Annotated in this window: 19 protein-coding genes and 1 pseudogene; 13 read left to right on the top strand and 7 right to left on the bottom strand. The window is 60.7% G+C overall.

Features of this window, described 5'->3' with window-relative positions; translation table 11 throughout:
* Positions 1-252: 252 nt before the first annotated feature.
* Complete coding sequence (locus AC3WQN_RS16995; protein ID WP_103400057.1) at positions 253-1,776, bottom strand: fumarate hydratase; 1,524 nt, start codon at positions 1,774-1,776, stop codon at positions 253-255.
* Between the two features lie 316 nt (positions 1,777-2,092).
* On the opposite strand from AC3WQN_RS16995, the gene AC3WQN_RS16990 reads away from it, so the two are divergent.
* From AC3WQN_RS16990 to AC3WQN_RS16980, 3 genes are read left to right on the top strand one after another with little or no spacing between them, the layout of a single operon-like run.
* The gene (locus AC3WQN_RS16990) at positions 2,093-3,199 is read left to right on the top strand and encodes a GGDEF domain-containing protein (RefSeq protein WP_103400056.1); all 1,107 of its coding nucleotides are present in this window, start codon (positions 2,093-2,095) and stop codon (positions 3,197-3,199) included.
* Positions 3,192-4,127, top strand: a complete 936-nt coding sequence (locus AC3WQN_RS16985; protein ID WP_103400055.1) for an iron-sulfur-binding ferredoxin reductase — start codon at positions 3,192-3,194, stop codon at positions 4,125-4,127. Before AC3WQN_RS16990 ends, AC3WQN_RS16985 begins: the two co-directional genes overlap by 8 nt.
* Positions 4,128-4,156: 29 nt before the next feature.
* On the top strand, positions 4,157-4,906 hold the full coding sequence (locus AC3WQN_RS16980) for an enoyl-CoA hydratase-related protein (RefSeq protein WP_103400054.1): 750 nt from the start codon (positions 4,157-4,159) through the stop codon (positions 4,904-4,906).
* A 120-nt stretch (positions 4,907-5,026) separates the two neighbouring features.
* Here AC3WQN_RS16980 and pyk read toward each other — a convergent pair whose 3' ends face one another.
* Positions 5,027-6,478 carry a pyruvate kinase gene (gene pyk / locus AC3WQN_RS16975; RefSeq protein WP_103400053.1) on the bottom strand — a complete coding sequence of 484 codons (1,452 nt, stop codon included), beginning with the start codon at positions 6,476-6,478 and terminating at the stop codon, positions 5,027-5,029.
* 156 nt (positions 6,479-6,634) lie between these two features.
* Between pyk and AC3WQN_RS16970 the strand changes: the two genes are divergently transcribed.
* The 3 genes from AC3WQN_RS16970 to sbcB all read left to right on the top strand — a co-directional run bounded on the left by AC3WQN_RS16970 (position 6,635) and on the right by sbcB (position 9,184).
* Positions 6,635-7,009: a tetratricopeptide repeat protein gene (locus AC3WQN_RS16970; protein WP_103400052.1), complete on the top strand. Its 375-nt coding sequence runs from the start codon at positions 6,635-6,637 to the stop codon at positions 7,007-7,009.
* Positions 7,010-7,243: 234 nt separating this feature from the next.
* Positions 7,244-7,603, top strand: a complete 360-nt coding sequence (locus AC3WQN_RS16965) for a pilus assembly protein PilZ (protein WP_103400051.1) — start codon at positions 7,244-7,246, stop codon at positions 7,601-7,603.
* Between the two features lie 153 nt (positions 7,604-7,756).
* Positions 7,757-9,184 carry an exodeoxyribonuclease I gene (sbcB, locus tag AC3WQN_RS16960; protein ID WP_103400050.1) on the top strand — a complete coding sequence of 476 codons (1,428 nt, stop codon included), beginning with the start codon at positions 7,757-7,759 and terminating at the stop codon, positions 9,182-9,184.
* Between the two features lie 99 nt (positions 9,185-9,283).
* Here the strand turns inward: sbcB and mvaT are convergent, their stop codons facing one another.
* A complete protein-coding gene (gene mvaT, locus AC3WQN_RS16955; RefSeq protein WP_083356977.1) occupies positions 9,284-9,658 on the bottom strand; it encodes a histone-like nucleoid-structuring protein MvaT in 375 nt (124 codons plus the stop codon).
* A 349-nt stretch (positions 9,659-10,007) separates the two neighbouring features.
* Between mvaT and purU the strand changes: the two genes are divergently transcribed.
* On the top strand, positions 10,008-10,856 hold the full coding sequence (purU, locus tag AC3WQN_RS16950) for a formyltetrahydrofolate deformylase (RefSeq protein ID WP_103400049.1): 849 nt from the start codon (positions 10,008-10,010) through the stop codon (positions 10,854-10,856).
* Between the two features lie 128 nt (positions 10,857-10,984).
* Positions 10,985-11,164 carry a hypothetical protein gene (locus AC3WQN_RS16945; protein WP_103400048.1) on the top strand — a complete coding sequence of 60 codons (180 nt, stop codon included), beginning with the start codon at positions 10,985-10,987 and terminating at the stop codon, positions 11,162-11,164.
* 24 nt (positions 11,165-11,188) lie between these two features.
* On the opposite strand, the gene AC3WQN_RS16940 is transcribed toward AC3WQN_RS16945, so the two are convergent.
* Positions 11,189-11,953: a methyl-accepting chemotaxis protein gene (locus tag AC3WQN_RS16940; protein WP_492589509.1), complete on the bottom strand. Its 765-nt coding sequence runs from the start codon at positions 11,951-11,953 to the stop codon at positions 11,189-11,191.
* Positions 11,954-12,046: 93 nt separating this feature from the next.
* Positions 12,047-13,078 (bottom strand): annotated as a pseudogene (locus AC3WQN_RS16935) (HAMP domain-containing protein); the annotation flags it as partial.
* 190 nt (positions 13,079-13,268) lie between these two features.
* Here AC3WQN_RS16935 and AC3WQN_RS16930 point away from each other — a divergent pair.
* Entirely contained in the window at positions 13,269-14,756 is a 1,488-nt protein-coding gene (locus AC3WQN_RS16930) for a helicase HerA-like domain-containing protein (protein ID WP_103400066.1), read from the top strand.
* Between the two features lie 222 nt (positions 14,757-14,978).
* Here AC3WQN_RS16930 and AC3WQN_RS16925 read toward each other — a convergent pair whose 3' ends face one another.
* Positions 14,979-15,434, bottom strand: coding sequence for a DUF721 domain-containing protein (locus AC3WQN_RS16925; RefSeq protein ID WP_103400046.1), 456 nt, complete (start codon positions 15,432-15,434; stop codon positions 14,979-14,981).
* 307 nt (positions 15,435-15,741) lie between these two features.
* Here AC3WQN_RS16925 and secA point away from each other — a divergent pair, with 307 nt between their 5' ends.
* The 4 genes from secA (at position 15,742) to AC3WQN_RS16905 (ending at position 21,503) form a co-directional block, all read left to right on the top strand.
* Complete coding sequence (gene secA / locus AC3WQN_RS16920; RefSeq protein WP_103400045.1) at positions 15,742-18,477, top strand: preprotein translocase subunit SecA; 2,736 nt, start codon at positions 15,742-15,744, stop codon at positions 18,475-18,477.
* Between the two features lie 118 nt (positions 18,478-18,595).
* Positions 18,596-19,813 (top strand): bifunctional glutamate N-acetyltransferase/amino-acid acetyltransferase ArgJ, encoded by a 1,218-nt coding sequence (argJ, locus tag AC3WQN_RS16915; RefSeq protein WP_103400044.1) that lies wholly within the window; start codon positions 18,596-18,598, stop codon positions 19,811-19,813.
* Between the two features lie 116 nt (positions 19,814-19,929).
* Positions 19,930-20,562: a glutathione S-transferase gene (locus AC3WQN_RS16910; protein WP_103400043.1), complete on the top strand. Its 633-nt coding sequence runs from the start codon at positions 19,930-19,932 to the stop codon at positions 20,560-20,562.
* Positions 20,559-21,503 (top strand): Nudix family hydrolase, encoded by a 945-nt coding sequence (locus AC3WQN_RS16905; protein WP_103400042.1) that lies wholly within the window; start codon positions 20,559-20,561, stop codon positions 21,501-21,503. The genes AC3WQN_RS16910 and AC3WQN_RS16905 overlap by 4 nt, the downstream gene beginning before the upstream one ends.
* Positions 21,504-21,780: 277 nt before the next feature.
* Here AC3WQN_RS16905 and AC3WQN_RS16900 read toward each other — a convergent pair whose 3' ends face one another.
* Positions 21,781-22,362 carry a cob(I)yrinic acid a,c-diamide adenosyltransferase gene (locus tag AC3WQN_RS16900; protein ID WP_103400041.1) on the bottom strand — a complete coding sequence of 194 codons (582 nt, stop codon included), beginning with the start codon at positions 22,360-22,362 and terminating at the stop codon, positions 21,781-21,783.
* Positions 22,363-22,364 lie beyond the last annotated feature (2 nt).

Below are 22,364 nucleotides of genomic sequence, written 5' to 3'. Positions count from 1 at the left end.
GGGTGCGCACGATAGCATGCAGTGCTCCATCAGCACTTGACCGAAGTCGCTGGCGAACCATTCAGAAACCTTTGCCTGGCTCAAATGCCATCGGCGTGTTGCAACGAATGAAGCCCTGAAGTGGGATTACACCGGCATCACCTGTGAAAGCTCGACAAGACCCTATGGGATGGAGGGCTACAGAGGCGCATAAAAAAACCGCGCTGTTTTTGCAAACAGCACGGCTTCCTTGTTCCAGGGGTGAAGTGCTTCTTACTGCACTTCTACCGCCAGGCTTTCACTGATTTTCTGCTGCCAGATGGCTGGGCCGGTGATGTGCACCGACTCGCCCTTGCTGTCGACCGCAACGGTCACTGGCATGTCTTTGACGTCGAACTCGTAGATGGCTTCCATCCCCAGTTCGGCGAACGCGACAACGCGGGACTTCTTGATCGCTTGCGCCACCAGGTAAGCCGCGCCGCCCACGGCCATCAGGTAAACGGCTTTGTGGTCCTTGATCGCCTCGATGGCGGTCGGACCGCGCTCGGACTTGCCGATCATGCCCAGCAGGCCGGTCTGGTCGAGGATCTGGCGGGTGAACTTGTCCATCCGCGTCGCCGTCGTCGGGCCAGCCGGGCCAACCACTTCGTCGCGCACCGGATCAACCGGGCCGACGTAGTAGATGAAGCGACCCTTGAGGTCTACCGGCAGGGTTTCGCCCTTGTTCAGCATCTCGACCATGCGCTTGTGCGCCGCGTCGCGACCGGTGAGCATCTTGCCGTTGAGCAGGACGGTTTCGCCCGGCTTCCAGCTCTGCACTTCTTCCGGGGTCAGGGTGTCGAGGTTGACGCGACGGGCCGAGGGGCCGGCTTCCCAGACGATTTCCGGGTAGGCGTCCAGCGGTGGCGCTTCCAGGGACGCCGGGCCGGAACCGTCGAGCACGAAGTGCGCGTGACGGGTCGCGGCGCAGTTCGGGATCATGCACACCGGCAGGGACGCGGCGTGGGTCGGGTAGTCCATGATCTTCACGTCGAGCACGGTGGTCAGGCCACCGAGGCCCTGGGCGCCGATGCCCAGCTGGTTGACCTTCTCGAACAGCTCCAGGCGGATTTCTTCGATGCGGTTCTGCGGACCACGGGCCTTGAGCTCGTGAATGTCGATGGATTCCATCAACACTTCCTTGGCCATGACAGCGGCCTTCTCGGCGGTGCCGCCGATACCGATACCCAGCATGCCCGGTGGGCACCAGCCAGCGCCCATGGTCGGAACGGTCTTGAGCACCCAGTCGACGATCGAGTCGGACGGGTTGAGCATGGCCATTTTCGACTTGTTCTCGGAGCCGCCGCCCTTGGCCGCCACGTCGACTTCCACGGTGTTACCCGGGACGATCGAGTAGTGGATCACCGCCGGGGTGTTGTCCTTGGTGTTTTTACGAGCGCCCGCCGGGTCGGCGAGGATCGAGGCACGCAGGACGTTTTCCGGCAGGTTGTAAGCGCGACGCACGCCTTCGTTGATCATGTCGTCCAGGCTCATGGTCGCGCCATCCCAGCGCACGTCCATGCCCACGCGGACAAACACGGTAACGATACCGGTGTCCTGGCAGATCGGGCGGTGGCCGGTGGCGCACATGCGCGAGTTGATCAGGATCTGCGCGATCGAATCGCGGGCTGCCGGCGACTCTTCGCGCAGGTAGGCCTCGTGCATCGCCTGGATGAAGTCCACGGGGTGGTAGTAGGAAATGAACTGCAGGGCGTCAGCAACGCTCTGAATCAGGTCGTCTTGCTTGATCACGGTCATGAGTCGCGCTCCTCTAAAAGACGGGAACATTTAATAAAGGTGCTTGCAGTTGGGGTGCATCGGTCGGCTGCAAACACCTTTCAAGGCACGCCGGGGTTGCTGGCGCGACGCTAAAAAGGCGCGGCAGTATACCGTGCATCAAGGCCGGGCACACCCGCCGGCAGTCAAACGAAGGTCGCATGCCTGGATCGCGGGGGGGGCGAGGGGGACGCCCCGAAAATTGAATGGTCATTTTCGAGCAGCAACACTAAAGTGACAGCAGGCCTTTTAGGGTAGGACACTCTTATCAGCCATCCTCTGCACGGTGAGTCAACGATTGGCCCATAACGCGATCCAGAGTCTTTTGCTCAAGCGCTTCATTCTGGCGACGGGCACGTATGCGCTGGCGTTACTGCTGCTGTGGCTGGCCGTTCTCAGCGGGCATTACCAAGGCTCCGTGCTGGGCGCGGTGATCGGCACGGTGTTGGTGATAGCTTGCCAGTCGCTGCTGTTTACACTGTTCTATACCGGGCGCAACCTGCGCTTTGCCGATCCCAGCCTGACTGAAGTCCAGGTGCTGCTGGGGATCGGTTGGCAGAGCTGGCTCATTGCCTACCTGGACTCGGCCCGTGGTGCCTTCCTGGTGTTCTACGTCCTGATTCTATTGTTCGGACTGTTCCACTTGCCGCGTCGAACGTTTGTCCGCTGTGCGGCCCTGGTGTTCTTCAGCTTTGCCGGCATCAACCTCTGGGAAGGTTATCACTTCGAGCTGGCGGACCCGGCGCTGGCGGCGCTGCAAGTCTGTGTGCTGTTTATCGTGCTGGTCTGGCTGGCGCTGTATGCCAGTTATGTTCAGGCCTCGCGCCTGCGCATGCGGCAACGACGATTTGCCTTGCAGGCGCATCAGGACACCTTGCGCGGGATGATGCGCCAGCTCGAAGACCTGGTGGCCACCGATGAGTTGACCGGCTTGTTCAATCGACGGCATTTTCTGCGCCTGGCGACCCGCGAACTGCAGCGCATGGAGCCTGGCGTCGCGCATGGCCTGGCGCTGATTGACCTTGATCATTTCAAACGCATCAATGATCTCCACGGTCATGCGGCCGGCGATCAGGTGTTGCAGGCCTTCGCGGCTGTCGCCACCGCCTGTCTGCGCGATGGCGATGTGGTGGCGCGTTATGGCGGAGAAGAGTTTGTGTTGTTGCTGCCCGATTCCGATCCCGAGCGCCTGACGACCTGTTGCGAGCGCCTGCGCGTCGCTTTCACTGGCGTCGAGTTGGTCGGCCTGAACGTGCGGGATCTGAGTCTGTCCGCTGGCATGACCCTGCTTGAGGCGGAGGAGGATCTGGACAACGCGTTGCACCGCGCCGACCAGGCGTTGTATCGCGCCAAGCGCGATGGCCGTAACCGCTGCGCCGCGGCCTGGGAAAGTGCCGATGCCTGAGTTGCGCGTGGGCGAACAGCAATGGACGGTGGCGGCTGGTAGCAACCTGCTCGATGCCTTGAACCGCAACGGGATGCAGGTGCCTTACAGCTGTCGTGCGGGCAGTTGCCACGCCTGCCTGGTGCATTGCCTGCACGGCGAGGTCAGTGATCGCCGACCGGATGCGCTGAGTGCGGATCAGCGCCAGCAAGGCTGGCGATTGGCCTGCCAGTGCGAGGTGGTCGATGATCTGCAGGTGGCGGTGTTCGATCCCGTGCGCGACGGCTTGCCTGCCGTTGTCCAGGCCGCAGACTGGCTGAGCCCCACCGTCCTGCGCCTGCGGTTGCAACCCGAGCGACCGCTGCGTTATCAGGCCGGGCAGCACCTGGTGCTGTGGGCCGGTCTAGTGGCCAGGCCTTACTCACTGGCCAGCCTGCCGCAGGAAGATCGTTTTCTCGAATTTCACCTGGATTGCCGCTTGCCGGGGGCCTTCAGCGATGCGGCGCGCCAGCTGAAGATCGGTGACCCGATCCGCCTGGGTGAGTTGCGCGGCGGTGCGCTGCATTACGATCCCGACTGGCAAACCCAACCCCTCTGGCTACTGGCTGCCGGCACCGGACTGGCGCCATTGTTCGGGGTGTTGCGTGAGGCGTTGCGCCAGGATCACCAAGGCCCGATCCGGGTCATTCACCTGGCCCATGACGCCAGCGAGCACTACCTGGCCAAACCCTTGGCGGCGCTGGCGGCGAGCCGTGAAAATCTCTGTATCGAACTGCTGACGACGGCCGAGCAGTCAGCCGCTTTGGCGCAATTGCGCCTTGTTTCCCGGCAGACCCTGGCTTTACTCTGCGGTCACCCTGACAGCGTCGACGCCTTTGCCCGGCGCCTGTACCTGGCGGGGCTGCCGCGTAATCAACTGCTGGCCGATGTGTTCCTGCCCCGTGGTTGAACGCTGATTTTCTTTTCATGAGATTCACCATGACCGACGCCATTTTGCTAGAGCGCGAGCAGGGTCTGCTGACCTTGCGCCTGAACCGCCCGGACAAGAAAAACGCCCTGACCCGTGCGATGTACAGTCAGTTGGGCGAAGCCTTGCAGCAGGCTGACGCCGATCCGCAGATCAAGGCGATACTGATTACCGGCAGCCACGAGTGCTTTACCGCCGGCAACGACATCGCGGACTTCATCCAGGAACCGCCCAGCGACCTCGACAGCCCGGTGTTCCGGTTCATGCGCAGCTTGCTGGAATGCCGCAAGCCGGTGGTTGCCGCCGTGGCCGGTGCCGCGGTGGGTATCGGCACGACGCTGCTGCTGCATTGCGATCTGGTTTATGTCAGCGCGGATGCCAAGTTGCGCATGCCATTCGTCAACCTGGGGCTGTGCCCCGAGTTTGGCTCAAGCCTGATCCTGCCTCAGTTGCTCGGCCAGGCCAAAGCCGCCGAGCTGTTGCTGTTGGGTGAAAGTTTCAACGGTGAGCAGGCTGCCGCTTGGGGCATTGCCACCCAGGCATTGCCGAACGCAGAGGCTACCTTCGCCAAGGCCCGCGAGATGGCGTTGCGTTTCGACAAGCTGCCACCGGAAGCGGTGCGTATCAGCAAGCAGCTGATGAAAGCCCCCGACCGCGAACGGCTGCGTGCGGTGGTCGAGGAGGAGGGCAAGTTGTTTGTCCAACGGTTGCGTTCGCCGGAAGCGATTGCCGCGTTGTCGGGGTTTATCAACCGACATTGAGTTTGCGGTGGCTGGGCTTGCCCGCGATGAGGCCCGATCAGGTAATCCGTTTGTTGGATCAGAATACAAAAAGCCCCGCCATTCTCATGGCGGGGCTTTTGTTTTTCAGCAACCGATCACTCAGACCATCTTGTCGCCAACGTGCAGGATCTTCATGCCGTTGGTGCCGCCGATGGTGTGGTAGCTGTCGCCCTTGGTCAGGATGACCCAGTCGCCTTTCTCGACCACGCCACGTGCCAGCAACTCGTCGATGGCGGCCTGGCTGACTTGCTCAGGCGGCAAGGACGCCGGGTCGAACGGTACGGTGTAGACGCCGCGGAACATGGCCGCGCGGGCCTGGGTCTCGCGGTGCGGGGAGAACGCGTAGATCGGCACCGAAGAGCGGATACGCGACATGATCAGGGGGGTATAGCCACTTTCGGTCAGCGCGATGATCGCCTTGACGCCCGGGAAGTGGTTGGCCGTGTACATGGCGGCCAGGGCGATGCTCTGGTCGCAGCTTTCGAACACTTTGCCGATGCGATGGCTGGAGGTTTTGCTGGTCGGGTGCTTTTCAGCGCCGACGCAGATGCGCGCCATGGCTTGCACGGCTTCCAGCGGGTACAGGCCAGCGGCACTTTCGGCCGAGAGCATCACGGCATCGGTGTAGTCGAGCACGGCGTTGGCCACGTCGGACACTTCGGCACGGGTCGGCATCGGGTTCTGGATCATCGACTCCATCATCTGGGTCGCCACGATCACCGCTTTGTTGTGACGGCGTGCGTGCAGGATGATCTTCTTCTGAATGCCCACCAGTTCGGCGTCGCCGATTTCCACGCCCAGGTCACCACGGGCCACCATGACTGCGTCGGACGCTTTGATCAGGCCGTCGAGGGTTTCGTCGTCGGCCACGGCTTCGGCGCGTTCGATCTTGGCTACCAGCCAGGCAGTACCGCCGGCTTCGTCGCGCAGTTGACGGGCGTATTCCATGTCGGCGGCGTCACGCGGGAATGACACGGCGAGGTAGTCGACCTGCATTTCGGCGGCGAGCTTGATGTCGGCCTTGTCTTTTTCAGTCAGGGCCGGAGCGGTCAGGCCACCACCACGACGGTTGATGCCTTTGTGGTCCGACAGCGGGCCGCCGATGGTCACGGTGCAGTGCAGTTCGTTGGCGGTGGCGGTATCAACGCGCATCACCACGCGGCCGTCGTCGAGCAGCAGCTCGTCGCCCACGCCGCAATCCTTGACCAGGTCCGGGTAGTCGATGCCGACCACTTGCTGGTTGCCTTCGGTCAGCGGATGGCTGGTGGAGAAGGTGAACTGATCACCGATCTTCAGCTCGATGCGCTTGTTGGCGAACTTGGCGATGCGGATTTTCGGGCCTTGCAGGTCACCCAGCAGGGCAACGAAGCGGCCGTGCTTGGCGGCGAGGTCACGGACCAGTTGGGCGCGAGCCTTGTGCTCGTCGGGGGTGCCGTGGGAGAAGTTCAGGCGGGCAACGTCCAGGCCAGCCAGGATCAGCTGTTCGAGAACTTCCGGCGAGTTACTGGCCGGGCCAAGGGTGGCGACGATTTTAGTACGACGGACGGACATGCAAAGACTCCTGAGTTCAAGCGCTGAGTGAGGCTACTATGCTGCGAAGTTGTAGTCATTGTTCGTTTGCACTACTTAACGCTTTCTTTATTGAACAAGCCGCACTGAAGATTTTTGACCCCGGGTCGATATAGAGCTCAAGACAGGAGAACTCCCATGCGATTCGTGCTCATAGCTGCCCTTGCCCTCAGTGCCGTGGGTTGCACCCGTTGGTCGATGGACCATCACCTGAACACCGCCTACCGCGCCTATGACGCCGGCAACTGCGAGCGTGTCATGCTCGAACTGTCCCAGGTCGACCGTGACAGCCGCGCGCGGCGTTATATTCAGCCTGAGGTCTCGATGCTGCGCGGGCAGTGCCTGGAACGTCAGAAACTGTACGTCGACGCCGCCCAGACCTACCAGTTCATCATGGCCCGGTATCCCGACAACGAGTACGCCTACCGTGCCCGTGCACGCCTGGAGACCCTGCAGTCGTTGGGCTGGTATCCAGCACGAAGCAGTGCCAGGAGCACACCCGCGCCTCTGTGATGTTGATTATCATTTGAAGGCTGGTCGTGCGCCGTCCTTGAGCTAGTATTCGATCAAGACGTTTGGAGTGTTGACCCCGAATGTCGTTGATACCTGTGAACGGCACAGATCATGCGAGCACCTCGATAACAAGGGTGTTCGCCTCCGGAATCAGGCACAGCGCGCCGGCGATGCGGGCCGTTGCGAAGCATTAATGCGACTCTGCTCAAGGGTCCTGGCAAAGCGATACCCAGCATGTTCACAGAACGCCGGATCGAGCGGCACCAGTTGCCGTGTTTTCTGAAAGTATTCAACCGCGTCACCGACAAGCCCATGGGCTCTATTGGCAGTGTCTGCGAAGACGGGCTGATGCTCATCAGCCAGTTGCCGATGATGGTGGGCGCGGTGTTTGATTTGCGCTTGAAGATTCCCGCCATCGACGGCGTCGTGCAAGTGATCGACCTGCGGGCCTGTTGCTTGTGGTGCCATGAAGATGCGACACCCCATCATTATGATGCCGGGTTCGTGATAGAGCATGTACCGCCTGAATACGGGCAGGTGGTGAGTGGCTTGCGGCACTATTTCAGCTTTTATCCCGTGTCGGCCTCGGTGTGAGGTTCAGCTGTCATGAGGGTCGGTTACTTCGCCCGGGAATGAGATAACGCTGTCTGACAAGGTGTTGGCGATAACGGCTTGAATGACAAGAGGACTGGTCGGCGCAGCGCTAGAGCGCCTAGACTTCGCCGGTCTCAAGTTCAGGAACAGCCCGTGACCTCCATCTTCTGGTACGACTACGAAACCACTGGCATCACACCGCGCCGCGACCGTCCGCTGCAAGTGGCCGGCATTCGCACCGATTTCGACCTCAACGAGATCGATCAGCCGGTCAATCTCTATTGCCAGCCCAGCGACGACATCCTGCCTCACCCGGCGGCGTGTGTGATTACCGGGATTACCCCGGGCCGGCTGGCCGGGCAGGGGCTGTGTGAAGCCGATTTCATGACCCGGGTGCATGGGCAGCTCGCGGCCCCCGGGACCTGTGGCGCCGGTTACAACACCTTGCGCTTTGACGATGAAATGACCCGCTACAGCCTCTACCGCAATTTTTTCGATCCCTATGCGCGAGAGTGGCAGGGCGGTAACAGTCGTTGGGACCTGATCGATGTCGTGCGTGCCGCGTATGCGTTGCGCCCGGACGGTATCGTCTGGCCGCAGGAGGATGGCCGCGTCACCTTGAAGCTCGAGCGCCTGACGGCCGCCAATGGCATCGATCATGGCCAGGCCCACGATGCATTGTCCGATGTGCGCGCAACCATTGCCCTGGCGCGGTTGATCCGGGACAAACAGCCCAGGCTCTACGACTGGCTGTTCACGTTGCGCAGCAAGCAGAAAGTCATGGATCAAGTCCGTCTGTTGCAACCGATGGTGCATATTTCCGGACGCTTTTCGGCTGCCCGTAGTTATGTGGGGGTTGTCCTTCCACTGGCCTGGCATCCGCGCAATCGCAATGCCTTGATTGTCTGCGACCTGCATCTGGATCCGCAGGGGTTGCTGGACCTGGACGCCGAGACCTTGCGTGAGCGCCTATATACCCGTCATGAAGACCTTGGCGAGGGTGAGTTGCCGGTGCCGCTCAAGCTGATTCAAATCAACCGTTGTCCGGTGGTGGCACCGTTATCGGTGTTGCGCGGCGAGGATCAGCAACGACTGCAACTGGATATGGCGTTGTATCAGGCGCGGGCACTGCGGCTAAGTGACGCACAGGAACTATGGCGAGACAAAGTTTCGGCCATTTATGCCCGTGATGATTTCACGCCGAGCGAGGATCCCGAGCAACAGTTGTACGACGGCTTCATCGGGGATCGAGATCGACGTTTATGCGAGCAAGTCAGAGCGGCCGATCCGCTGCAATTAGCACAAGAACAATGGCCGTTCGATGATGAGCGGTTGCCGGAATTGTTATTTCGATATCGCGCACGTAACTTCCCCGATACGTTGAATGCGACGGAGCAAGAACGCTGGAAATTATTCTGCCAGCAACGATTGTCGGACCCTCGATGGGGGGCCCCCAATACTCTGCAGGACTTTCATGAGGCGATGGAGCAATGGGCGCTTAGTGCCACGAATACTCAGCGTCAGGTGCTGGATGAGTGGCGTGAGTACGCAGACGAATTACGTAAACGTTTGAATCTTTGAAACCACGGCATGAAGCCGGCGAATGCCGGGCATAAAAAAACGCCAGCTCTCGCTGGCGTTTCTGGTGTTCGCAAGTGAACCTGCGATACGCGTCGAGGCTTAGCCCAGCAGGGTAGCCCAGCTTTCAACCACGTCACCGCCCCACTTGGCTTTCCACTCTTTCAGCGTCTTGTGGTTGCCACCTTTGGTTTCGATGACTTCGCCGTTGTGCGGGTTTTTGTATTGTTTAACCTTGCGAGCACGTTTGGTGCCGGTAGTTTTGACTGCGCCGCGCGGGGCTTTAACTTTCGATTCCGGATCCAGCAGGGCGATGATGTCGCGCAGGGATTTGGAGTATTCGCCCATCAGGGTACGCAGTTTACCTTCGAATTCCAGCTCGGTTTGCAGTTTGTCGTCTTGGGACAGGTTCTTCAAACGGGCCTGCAGCTCTTTGATAGCTTCTTCGGTGGCGCGGTATTCGTTGATCAGGGACATGAGGATTACCTTATGTTGGGCGCTGAGTAGCGGGGAAGACAGTGGCGCAATAATAGTCAGGGTGTTTCATCAAGTAAACATTAATGCAAACTTTTATTTGCGGTGATTAATGTCGATGGCATGAAAAAATGACTGACAGTTAAAACTTCTGTGAGGATGATTACAGTTACTCACACAATCCTTTTTGTCCGTTTTTCAATGGTGTCGGCATCGGAATCGAGCGTGGAAATCCGGCTGGACCAGCCCCGATCACGGGGTGGGCACATCCCGCGATTGTTCGGGAGTACTGCAGTTTTGCTGCGCAATCGCTAGAATGGCGGCCTTTGCGAAGTTCTGGAGTTTTCCCCCCATGCGCACTTTTCGGCTAGTGATTGCTTGCCCGGACCGCGTCGGCATCGTTGCTAAAGTCAGTAACTTTCTGGCGTCACACAATGGCTGGATCACTGAAGCGAGCCATCACTCGGACAATCTCAGTGGCTGGTTCTTCATGCGTCACGAAATTCGTGCCGATTCGCTGCCATTCGGCCTTGAGGCATTCCGCGAGGCGTTTGCGCCGATTGCCGAAGAGTTCTCGATGGACTGGCGTATCACCGACACCGCGCAGAAAAAGCGCGTTGTCCTGATGGCCAGCCGTGAGTCCCACTGCCTGGCAGATTTGCTGCACCGCTGGCACAGCGACGAACTGGACTGCGAAATCGCCTGTGTGATTTCCAACCATAACGACCTGCGCAGCATGGTCGAGTGGCACGGTATTCCTTATTTCCATGTGCCGGTTGACCCACAGAACAAAGAGCCGGCGTTTGCCGAAGTCTCGCGCCTGGTCAAACAGCACGATGCTGAAGTCGTGGTGCTGGCGCGCTACATGCAGATCCTGCCGCCTGAGCTGTGCAGCGAGTATGCGCACAAGGTCATCAACATTCACCACAGCTTCCTGCCGTCGTTTGTGGGGGCCAAGCCTTACCACCAGGCCTCGATGCGTGGCGTGAAGCTGATTGGCGCCACCTGCCACTACGTCACCGAAGAGCTGGATGCCGGCCCGATCATCGAGCAGGACGTGGTTCGCGTCAGCCACAGCGATAGTATTGAAGACATGGTGCGCTTCGGCCGTGATGTCGAGAAGATGGTGCTGGCCCGCGGCTTGCGTTATCACCTGGAAGATCGCGTGCTGGTGCACGGCAACAAGACCGTGGTGTTCTGATCGGACGCAGCGGTTGTAAAGACAAGGGCCTGGGCGTTCATCGCTCCAGGCCCTGATCGTTCCCGCGCTCTGCGTGGGAATGCCGCCTGTGACGCTCTGCGTCACTCGGTCTGGGGGAGGCAGGGGAAATGACGGATCCACTGGATAAAGCAACCTCCAGGGCTCCCGCGACCCTGGGAGAGGGTTGTCTGAGTCGCTACGACCTGGATGACCTGAGTGTCGAGGATGGCACCGAGTTCCCTGGTGCCGCCGAGCTCTGGGAGCAGTTGCAGGAGGCGTCCGCACCTACTGTTGCAGGTACGGACTGACCGACGAACAAGCCCTGAAGGGCTTTAAATCCGGAAACTGCCGACCAACTGCTTGAGTCGCGCCGCCTGTTGTTCCAGGTCGGAGCACGCGCGCAAGGTGGATTGCAGGTTTTCCACGCCTTCCTGATTCAGGGTATTGATCTCGGTGATGTCCATGTTGATGGACTCCACCACGGCGGTCTGCTCCTCGGTCGCGGTGGCCACCGACTGGTTCATGCCGTCGATTTCGCCGATACGCAACGTGACGCTGTTCAGGCGCTCACCGGCCAGGTTGGCGATTTCCACGCTGTCCTGGCTATGACGCTGACTGTCCCCCATGGTGCTGACCGATTCGCGGGCGCCGACTTGCAGCTCCTCGATCATGGTCTGAACCTGTTGTGCCGACTCCTGGGTACGGTGCGCCAGGTTGCGCACCTCATCGGCCACCACCGCAAACCCGCGACCGGCTTCACCGGCCCGTGCCGCTTCGATGGCAGCGTTGAGCGCCAGCAGATTGGTTTGCTGGGAAATGCTGGTGATCACTTCGAGAATCTGACCGATGTTCACGGTCTTGCTGTTCAGCGACTCGATATTGGTGCTGGAGGCGCTGAGCATCTTCGACAGTTGATTCATCGCCGCAATGCTGCGGTCGACCACTTGCTGGCCGTCTTCGGCCAGGCTGCGGGCGTCGCTGGCCTGGTGCGAGGCTTGCGCCGCATTACGGGCGATTTCCTGGGCGGCGGCGCCCAACTGGTTGATCGCGGCGGCCACGCTGTTGGTACGGCTCGATTGTTCGTCTGAGTTGAGCATCGAGGAGTTGGAGGCGCTGACCACCCGCAAAGCGACTTCGTTGACCTGTTCGGTGGCCGACGAGACTTCGCGGATCGAGCCGTGGATGCGTTCGACAAAGCGGTTGAAGGCGTTGCCGAGTTGGCCGAATTCGTCCTGGTTCTGGATGCTCAGGCGCCGGGTCAGGTCGCCTTCACCATCGGCAATGTCCTGCATGGCGCGGGTCATGACGTGCAGCGGCTGGATCAGGATACGGATCAGCATGCCCAGCAAGGCGATGATGATGGCGACCGCGATCACCGTGGCAACGATTGCCGAGGCACGGAAATCGTTGAGCATGGCGTAGGCTTTGTCCTTGTCTACCGACAGGCCGATGTACCAGTTGACCGATGGCAGGCCTTTGATAGGGGTGAAGGTGACAATTCGCGTATTCCCATCGACCTCGACATCGGTGAAGTCGCTGCTGATGCGCGGGGTGTTATGTGGGAAGGCCTCGGTGAGGGACTTCATCACCAGGGCTTTGTCCGGGTGCACCAGGATCTTGCCGTCGGCGCTGACCAGGAAGGCATAGCCCATGCCGTCGAAGTCCAGGGCCTTGAGGTTGTCGATCAGGGTCTGCAGGCTCAGGTCGCCACCCACGACGCCCACGCTTTTACCGGCTTTTTTCGAGGCCGTGGCGATGGAAATAATGGTCTGGCCGGTTGCCGCATCGACATAGGGTTCGGTCAGGGTAGCCATGGGGCTGTTTTCAGCGCCTTTGTACCAGGGGCGAACACGCGGGTCGAAGCCGTCCGGCATTTTCACGTCCGGGCGGATGGTGAAGCTGCCACCGGCATCACCCAGGTAGGACGCCATGAAGGTCGACGTCAGGGCTTTCTGTTCCAGCAGTGCGGCAACCTGGGTGTCTTCGGCGTCGATGGCGATGTTCTGGGCCAGGTTTTCGACCAGAAGAATGCGCCCGGTCAGCCAGGTCTGGATGTTGCTCGCCGTGACATCGCCCATTTCATGCAGGTAACTGTCGAGGTCCTGGCGAATCGCATTGCGCTGCAGGTAGTCGTTGTACAGCGTAAATGTGGCGAACGCGGCAATGACGATGAGGGCGGCGGCAAGCAGGATTTTGTGGCTGAAGCGCAGATTTTTATTCATGGCTTGTGGTGTCCGCTAAGGTCTTATTGTGTTGGGCGTGTTGCGATAAAAAGCGCGCAAAATAGGCGCTGGTTCACGTAAGTTGATATTTCCGTCTTTCCTTAGGGAATTATCGGACCTGATTATCAGTCTGGTCTCTCGCTTATCTCTATCGGCTGTGTAGGACCAAAGCTTAACCATGGGTGACAAAATGCCTGACTCATTGCAACTCGTTATCGGTGCAGACCTGAAGGGGCAACCGATTGCCCAGGCGATGCGCCTGGCAAATCGCCACGGCCTGGTGGCCGGTGCCACAGGGACCGGGAAAACGGTCACCCTGCAACGCTTGGCCGAGGCCTTCAGTGATGCCGGCGTGGCGGTATTTGCCGCGGACATCAAGGGTGACTTGTGTGGGCTGGGGGCCGCGGGCAATCCACAGGGCAAGGTGGCCGAGCGGATCGCCGGCATGCCGTGGCTCGATTACTCGCCCGCGGCCTATCCGGTCACACTGTGGGATATCCATGGTCAGTCCGGCCATCCATTGCGTACTACCTTGAGTGAAATGGGGCCATTGCTGTTGGGCAGCCTGCTGGAGCTGACCGACAGCCAGCAGTCGGCGCTCTATGCCGCGTTCAAGGTGGCGGACCGCGAAGGGTTGTTGTTACTGGACCTCAAGGACCTCAAGGCGCTGCTCAATCACCTCAAGGACAATCCCGAGTTGCTGGGCGATGACGCCGCGCTGATGACCACCGGCTCGAGCCAGGCGCTGTTGCGGCGCCTGGCGACCCTGGAACAGCAGGGTGCCGAAGCGCTGTTCGGTGAGCCGGCGTTGCAACTGCAAGATATCCTGGCGCCTGCCAGCGATGGTCGCGGGCGGATTCACCTGCTCGATGCCAGTCGCCTGGTGCACGAAGCGCCCAAGGTCTACGCGACCTTCCTGCTCTGGCTGCTGGCCGAGTTGTTCGAGCAGTTGCCGGAGCGTGGCGATGCCGAAAAACCGCTGCTGGCGCTGTTCTTCGATGAGGCGCATTTGCTGTTCGCCGACACCCCCAAGGCCTTGCAGGAGCGCCTGGAACAGGTGGTCCGCCTGATCCGCTCCAAAGGCGTGGGCGTGTACTTCGTCACCCAGTCACCGGGTGACTTGCCGGATGACGTGCTGGCGCAACTGGGGTTGCGTATCCAGCACGGCCTGCGGGCATTCACCGCCAAAGAACAGAAATCCCTGAGGGCAGTGGCCGATGGCTTCCGGCCTAACCCGGCATTCAGTGCCCTTGAGGTGCTGACCGAACTGGGGATTGGCGAGGCGCTGGTGGGGACGCTGCAGGACAAAGGCACGCCGGAAATGGTCCAGAGAGTCCTGGTGGCACCGCCGCAATCGCGGATTGGGCCGTTGAGCGAATCCGAGCGCGCGGCCTTGATCGCCAGTTCACCGTTGGTCGGACGGTATGACAAACCGATCGATCGAGAGTCGGCGTATGAAGTGCTGATGGGGCGCAAGGGCCTGGCGCCCGAGGCCGAGGTCGTTCCGGGCAAGCCGGCTACCGAGGGACCGAGCTTCACCGAGCAGGCTGGCGAATTCCTGGGCACGGCGGCCGGGCAGGCGCTGAAATCCGCGATGCGTCAGGCGGCCAACCAGTTGGGCCGGCAATTGGTTCGAGGTTTGATGGGCTCGTTGCTTGGCGGCAGCAAACGCCGTTGACGGCAGGCGCGGCTCGCTCTCGCCACCCAGACGCGTATCGAACACCTGCCCCGTGGCGAGCGAGCTTGCTCGCGCTGGGCTGCGCAGCAGCCCCAACCGGTCGCCTGGGTCTTTCTGTTAGACCGCAATTACCTCGTCAAGGCGCGCTGTGCGCGCCAGCGCGAGCAAGCTCGCTCGCCACGGGGATCGCGTTTACGCTTTGTTGAGCAGCATGCGCCAAGATCAGTCTTTGGGTCTGGCGTGAGCCGCCAATCGTTCCAGCGCTGCCCGCAGGCTGGGATCGCTGATGCCGTCGGCTGTGGCCTGGATGGTGGCCGCGGCATCGGTCGACAGATCCATGGTGTGGCCGGCCGCCCCGTGCTGCACGGTAGGCGGTTGAACCTTGAACAGAATCCGCGTCAGGCTGGCGAACTCGTCGAAGGCCTGTAGTTGCCGCTGCAGGCGTTTTTGCTGATAGCGCAGGCGGGTGGCCCAGTGACCGTCGGTGACGATCAGCAGCAAGCTGCCTTCGCGCCAGGACGCCACATGACAGTGTTCACGGGCGGCCGGTTGCAATTGACTTTCGAGCAAGCGTTGCAAGTGACCCAGGCGTTGCGCGTGACCAAGGATGGCTTTTAACGGTTTGGCTTCGCGTAGCAGAACGGCGGGGGCTCTGGCCGTAAGAGGGCGAAATGCCATGATCAGACACCTGAAGTAACAGAGCCGCCATGGTAGCAGAAAGCACGGGATGCACTCGCCCCATTGCTTTGTTGGCGCTTTACTCATTAAATCAATGAGTAACTTCTGCCTTGGGTGGCTTGAAGTTCAGTAAAAAGCCCTTATTTTAAGTGAGCCCCCTCACAGCGCTGTGCCAGCATCGTGGAATAACGCCACTTTCCTCACCACCGTTTCCGGGTAGAATGCTCGTTCGCATGCGGCCATGAGGGCTGCTCGGGCGACTCACGGGGCCGCCCTCCATCCCTTTAGTGTGGAAGATCCTGCCGATATGTTTGCGCCTTTGTTAAAGAAACTTTTTGGAAGCAAGAACGAGCGTGAAGTCAAACGCATGCTCAAGACGGTGCAACTCGTCAATGCCTTCGAAGAGCAAATGGTGGCCCTTTCGGACGATCAATTGCGTGCCAAGACCGACGAATTCAAGGCCCGCATCGCCAAAGGGGAAAGCCTCGACAAGCTGTTGCCAGAAGCCTTTGCGGTAGCCCGTGAAGCCGGCAAGCGCGTCATGGGCATGCGCCACTTCGACGTTCAGTTGATCGGCGGCATGACACTGCACGAAGGCATGATTGCCGAAATGCGTACCGGTGAAGGCAAGACCCTGGTGGCGACACTGGGTGTTTACCTCAACGCGCTGTCGGGCAATGGCGTGCACGTCGTAACCGTGAACGACTACCTGGCTCGTCGTGACGCCAACTGGATGCGCCCGCTCTATGAATTCCTCGGCATGACGGTCGGCGTGGTCACGCCGTTCCAGCCGCCGGAAGAGAAGCGTGCCGCCTACGCCGCCGACATCACCTACGGCACCAACAACGAATTCGGTTTCGACTACCTGCGCGACAACATGGCGTTCAGCATGGAAGAAAAATTCCAGCGCGAACTCAACTTTGCCGTGATCGACGAAGTCGACTCGATCCTGATCGACGAAGCCCGTACCCCGCTGATCATCTCCGGTCAGGCCGAGGATAGCTCCAAGCTGTACATCGAGGTCAACAAGCTGATCCCGCAGCTGGAGTTGCACGTCGAGGAAGAGGAAGGCGTCGTCACCAAGGCCGGTCACTACACCGTTGACGAGAAGACCCGCCAGGTCGAGCTCAACGAAGCCGGTCACCAGTACATCGAAGAAGTACTGACCCGCATCGGCCTGCTGGCTGAAGGCGAGAGCCTGTACTCGGCGCACAACCTGAGCCTGCTGACCCACGTCTATGCCGGCCTGCGTGCGCACAAGCTGTTCCATCGCAACATCGAATACATCGTGCAGGACGGTCAGGTAGTGCTGGTCGACGAGCACACCGGGCGTACCATGCCGGGCCGTCGTCTCTCCGAAGGCCTGCACCAGGCCATCGAGGCCAAGGAAAACCTGAACATCCAGGCCGAAAGCCAGACCCTGGCGTCGACCACGTTCCAGAACTACTTCCGCCTGTACAACAAGCTGTCCGGCATGACCGGTACCGCCGACACCGAAGCGTTCGAGTTCCACCAGATCTATGGCCTGCAGGTCATGGTCATTCCACCGAACAAGCCGCTGGCGCGTAAAGACTACAACGACCTGGTGTTCCTCACCGCGGACGAAAAATACACCGCCATCGTTGCCGACATCAAGGAAAGCATGGCGGCGGGTCGCCCCGTCCTGGTGGGCACCGCGACGATTGAAACGTCGGAGCACATGTCCCGTCTGCTCGAAAAAGAAGGCATCGAGCACAAGGTCCTGAACGCCAAGTTCCACGAAAAAGAAGCCGAGATCATCGCTCAGGCCGGTCGTCCGGGCGCCCTGACCATCGCCACCAACATGGCCGGTCGTGGTACCGACATCCTGTTGGGCGGTAACTGGGAAGTGGAAGTGGCGACCCTGGAAAACCCGACACCCGAGCAGATCGCCCAGATCAAGGCCGACTGGCAGAAGCGTCACCAGCAGGTGCTCGAATCGGGCGGCCTGCAGGTCATCGCTTCCGAGCGTCACGAATCGCGCCGTATCGACAACCAGCTGCGTGGCCGTGCCGGCCGTCAGGGTGACGCCGGTTCCAGCCGCTTCTACCTGTCGCTGGAAGACAGCCTGATGCGCATTTTCGCCTCTGACCGGGTGAAAAACTTCATGAAGGCCTTGGGCATGCAGCCTGGCGAAGCGATCGAGCACCGCATGGTGACCAACGCCATCGAAAAGGCCCAGCGCAAGGTTGAAGGCCGTAACTTCGACATTCGCAAGCAGTTGCTTGAGTTCGACGACGTCAACAACGAACAGCGTAAAGTGATCTATCACATGCGTAACACGTTGCTGGCCGCCGACAACATCGGTGAAACCATCGCCGACTTCCGTCAGGACGTGCTCAACGCTACCGTCAGCGCGCACATTCCTCCGCAATCGTTGCCTGAGCAGTGGGACGTTGCTGGTCTGGAAGCAGCCCTGGAAAGCGACTTCGGGGTGAAGCTGCCGATCCAGCAATGGCTCGACGAAGACGATCACCTGTACGAAGAAACCCTGCGTGAGAAGCTGATGCAGGAGCTTATTGCGGCGTACAACGAGAAAGAAGACCAGGCGGGCGCCGAAGCGCTGCGCACCTTCGAGAAGCAAATCGTTCTGCGCGTGCTGGACGACCTGTGGAAAGACCACCTGGCGACCATGGACCACCTGCGTCATGGCATCCACTTGCGTGGCTACGCCCAGAAGAACCCGAAGCAGGAATACAAGCGCGAGTCGTTCGCCCTGTTCTCCGAGCTGCTGGATTCGATCAAGCGCGACTCGATCCGTGTGCTGTCTCACGTTCAGGTTCGCCGCGAAGATCCGATCGAAGAAGAAGCGCGTCTGCGTCAGGAAGCCGAGGCACTGGCTGCACGCATGCAGTTCCAGCACGACGAAGCCCCTGGCCTGGAACAGCCGGAGTTGATCGGTGAGGAGGTCGATGTAGCCCTCGCCACCGCACCGGTGCGTAGCGAGCAGAAGCTGGGTCGCAACGAGCTGTGCTACTGCGGTTCGGGCAAGAAATTCAAGCATTGCCACGGGCAGATCCAGTAAAACCCGTTTCATACGCTGAAATACCCGCGCCGCGACCGGCATCAGCCGTCGCGGCGTTTTACCATTCGAAACACCGTCGTGGCGACGGTGCAGACATCACCTATTGAGGAGCGCATTCATGGCTGTTGGTCTTGGTCCTTTGCCAACGTTGCACCCGGTTGCCGGTTTTGAACTCGGTATCGCCTCGGCTGGCATCAAGCGCCCCGGGCGCAAGGATGTTGTGGTCATGCGCTGTGCTGAAGGCTCGACCGTTGCCGGTGTGTTCACGCTGAACGCCTTTTGCGCGGCACCGGTGATCCTGGCCAAGCAACGCGTACAAGGCCCGGTGCGCTACCTGTTGACCAACACCGGCAACGCCAATGCTGGTACCGGTGAGCCGGGCCTGGCCGCCGCCGAGCGCACCTGCGCCAAGCTGGCAGAGCTGACCGGCGTTGATGCAAGCCTGGTGTTGCCGTACTCCACGGGCGTGATTGGCGAACCGCTGCCGGTCGAGAAGATCGAAGGCGCCCTGCAAGCGGCGCTGGACGACCTGTCGGAAAACAACTGGGAAGCCGCGGCCACCGGGATCATGACCACCGACACCCTGCCCAAGGGGGCGAGCCGCCAGTTCCAGCACGATGGCGTGACCGTCACCGTGACCGGCATCAGCAAAGGCGCCGGCATGATTCGCCCGAACATGGCGACCATGCTCGGCTACATTGCCACCGACGCCAAGGTCTCCCGCGAGGTACTGCAGAACCTGATGCTGGACGGCGCGAACAAGTCGTTCAACCGCATCACCATCGACGGCGACACCTCGACCAACGATTGCTGCATGCTGATCGCCACCGGCAAGGCTGCGTTGCCGGAAATCACCACCGCCGAAGGTCCGTTGTTCGCGGCGCTCAAGCAGGCAGTGTTCGAGGTGTGCATGGATGTGGCGCAGGCCATTGTGCGTGACGGCGAAGGTGCCACCAAGTTCGTTACTGTCGAAGTCAACGGCGGCGGCAATCACCAGGAATGCCTGGATGTCGGCTACACCGTGGCACACTCGCCGTTGATCAAGACTGCGCTGTTCGCCTCCGATCCGAACTGGGGTCGTATCCTGGCGGCGGTAGGTCGTGCCGGCGTGCCGAACCTGGACGTGAGCAAGATCGACGTGTTCCTGGGTGAAGTGTGTATCGCCAGCCGGGGTGCCCGTGCAGCGACCTACACGGAGGCCCAGGGCTCGGCCGTGATGCAGCGTGAAGAAATCACCATTCGTATCGAACTGGGTCGTGGTGATTGCAGCGAAACCATCTGGACCACTGACCTGTCCCACGAGTACGTGAAAATCAACGCCGAATACCGGACGTAATCACGCTTGGATCGTGTCGCCCCCATCGCGAGCAGACGGAGCGCCGCCTGCTCGCGATGGCGGTTTGTCAGTCGCTAACTAGACTGGCATGTTTCCTACTTCAAAAGGTCCCGAACATGAGTTATCACCTGATCATCGGCGACAAATTGCACTCATCCTGGTCCCTGCGTGCTGCACTGGCCCTTGACCTGGCCGGCGCTAGCTACACCGAAGAGCTGATCAAGCTCAACCAGCCCGATACCCGCGAGCAACTGCTCAAGCATTCGCCAACCGCCAAGGTTCCCTTGCTGAAAACCGAGCACGGCACCATCGCCGACTCGCTGGCCATCGCTGAGTACCTGGTCGAACGTTTCCCGAGTGCCAGTCTCTGGCCCAAGGACATCGCCGCCCGTGCCCAGGCCCGTTCAGCTTGTGCGCAAATGCACAGCGGTTTCTTTGCCATGCGCGGCAACATGCCGTTCGACTTGAGCCGCGACGCACCGCTGTCGCCGATGCCGCCTGAAGTGAAGACGGAAATCGAGCGCATGCTGGCGCTGTGGGCCGAATGCCGCGCCGCTTCGAGCGAAAGCGGTCCGTTCCTGTTCGGTGAGGTGAGCCTGGTCGATGCCTTCTTCGCACCGATTGCCGTGCGCCTGCGCACCTATCAGGTCGAGTTGCCAGCGGTCGATGCGGCGTATGTCGAGACGATTTACCAGTGGCCAGCCTTCAAGGTCTGGCAGAAAGCCGGTCTAGAGGAAGCAGGGCGGTGAAACGAGTTCATGTAGCGGCAGCGGTCATCCGTGATGCCGGTGGCAAGATCCTGATCGCTCGCCGTGCTGATGCCCAGCACCAGGGCGGATTGTGGGAGTTTCCCGGCGGCAAGGTCGAGGAGGGCGAAGCCGTGCAGGTTGCGCTGGCCCGCGAACTGCACGAAGAGCTGGGGATTGTGGTCACGGCAGCACGGCCGCTGATCACGGTTCACCATGATTACCCGGACAAGCAGGTGCTGCTGGATGTCTGGGAGGTCTCGGCGTTTACCGGTGAGCCCCACGGCGCTGAAGGCCAGCCATTGGCCTGGGTGACCGGGCGTGAGCTGGGCAACTACGAGTTTCCGGCGGCCAACCAGCCGATTGTCGCGGCGGCCCGTTTGCCGAGCGAGTACCTGATCACCCCGGATGATCTGGAAACCCCGGTGATGTTGCGGGGTATCCAGAAGGCCATTGCCGGAGGGGTCAAGCTGATCCAGTTGCGCGCACCCAATGGCTACGATCCCAAGTATCGCGATCTGGCGGTGGATGCGGTGGGATTGTGTGCCGGCAAGGCGCAACTGATGCTCAAGGGGCCGTTCGAGTGGTTGGGCGACTTCCCGTCCGCCGGCTGGCACATCACGGCGGCTCAACTGCGCAAGTACGCCAGCGCCGGGCGTCCACTGCCCGCGTCGCGCTGGCTGGCGGCGTCCTGCCACAACGCTGAGGAATTGAGCCTGGCCGAACAGATGGGAGTGGATTTCGTCACCCTGTCGCCGGTCCAGCCGACCCAGACTCACCCCGATGCAGTACCGCTGGGATGGGAACAGGCCTCACAGCTGATTGCCGGGTTCAGCAAGCCGGTGTTTCTGCTGGGCGGTGTTGGCCCTGCCGAGCGGCAAAAGGCTTGGGAAGCAGGCGCGCAGGGCGTGGCGGGGATCCGGGCGTTCTGGCCAGAGGCTTGAATACGCGGTGAGGCTACTGGCGTCATCGTGAGCAAGCTCCCACATTAGATCTTTGGTGTTCACACGTAATGTGGTCACAGCAGGTCTATTGTGGGAGCAACGGTCTGGGACATATGGCCGCTCTCGTCAGGTGCGGGATGCCGAACACATATCCCGTGGCGAGCGAGCTTGCTCGCCACGGGAGCAGCGTTCACACTTGAATGAGTGGCATTACTGCATATGCGGAGGCTCCAGGGGCTGCCCGCGAAGGCGGCGTATCTGACGAAATGGCTTTCCACTAAACCTCGGGCTTTTTCGCCGCCTGCCACAAAATCTCCGCAATCCCCTGGCGCTTGGCAATCAACCGCGCCGCTACAAACAACAAATCCGACAAGCGATTGATGTAGGCCAGTCCCACGCCGGCCAACGGCTCGACAGCATTCAAGTGCTGGCAGCGGCGCTCGGCACTGCGGGCCAGGCTGCGGCAAACATGGGCCTGAGCGATCAGCGCCGAGCCACCGGGCAGAATGAAATTCTCCAACGGCCCCAGTTCTTCGTTCCAGGCATCGATGGCCGCTTCCAGGCGTTCGACTTCCGCCGCATTCAGCGCTTGATACACCGGCATCGCCAGTTCGCCACCCAGGTCGAACAAGCGGTGCTGGCAAGGTTCCAGCACCTCGCAGATCTCTTGCAAGCCGGGATGTGCGCGACGGCTTTCGGCCAGACCGGCCAGCAGCAGTCCCAGTTGGCTGTTCAGTGTGTCGACTTCGCCGATGGCCTCGACCCGTGGATGGTCCTTGGGGACCCGGCGACCATCGCCAAGCCCGGTTTCACCTTTGTCGCCGGTGCGGGTGTAAATTTTCGACAGGCGAAAACCCATGC

Source organism: Pseudomonas sp. FW300-N1A1 (assembly GCF_058789115.1).
This window is presented reverse-complemented; position numbering and strand designations above follow the sequence as displayed.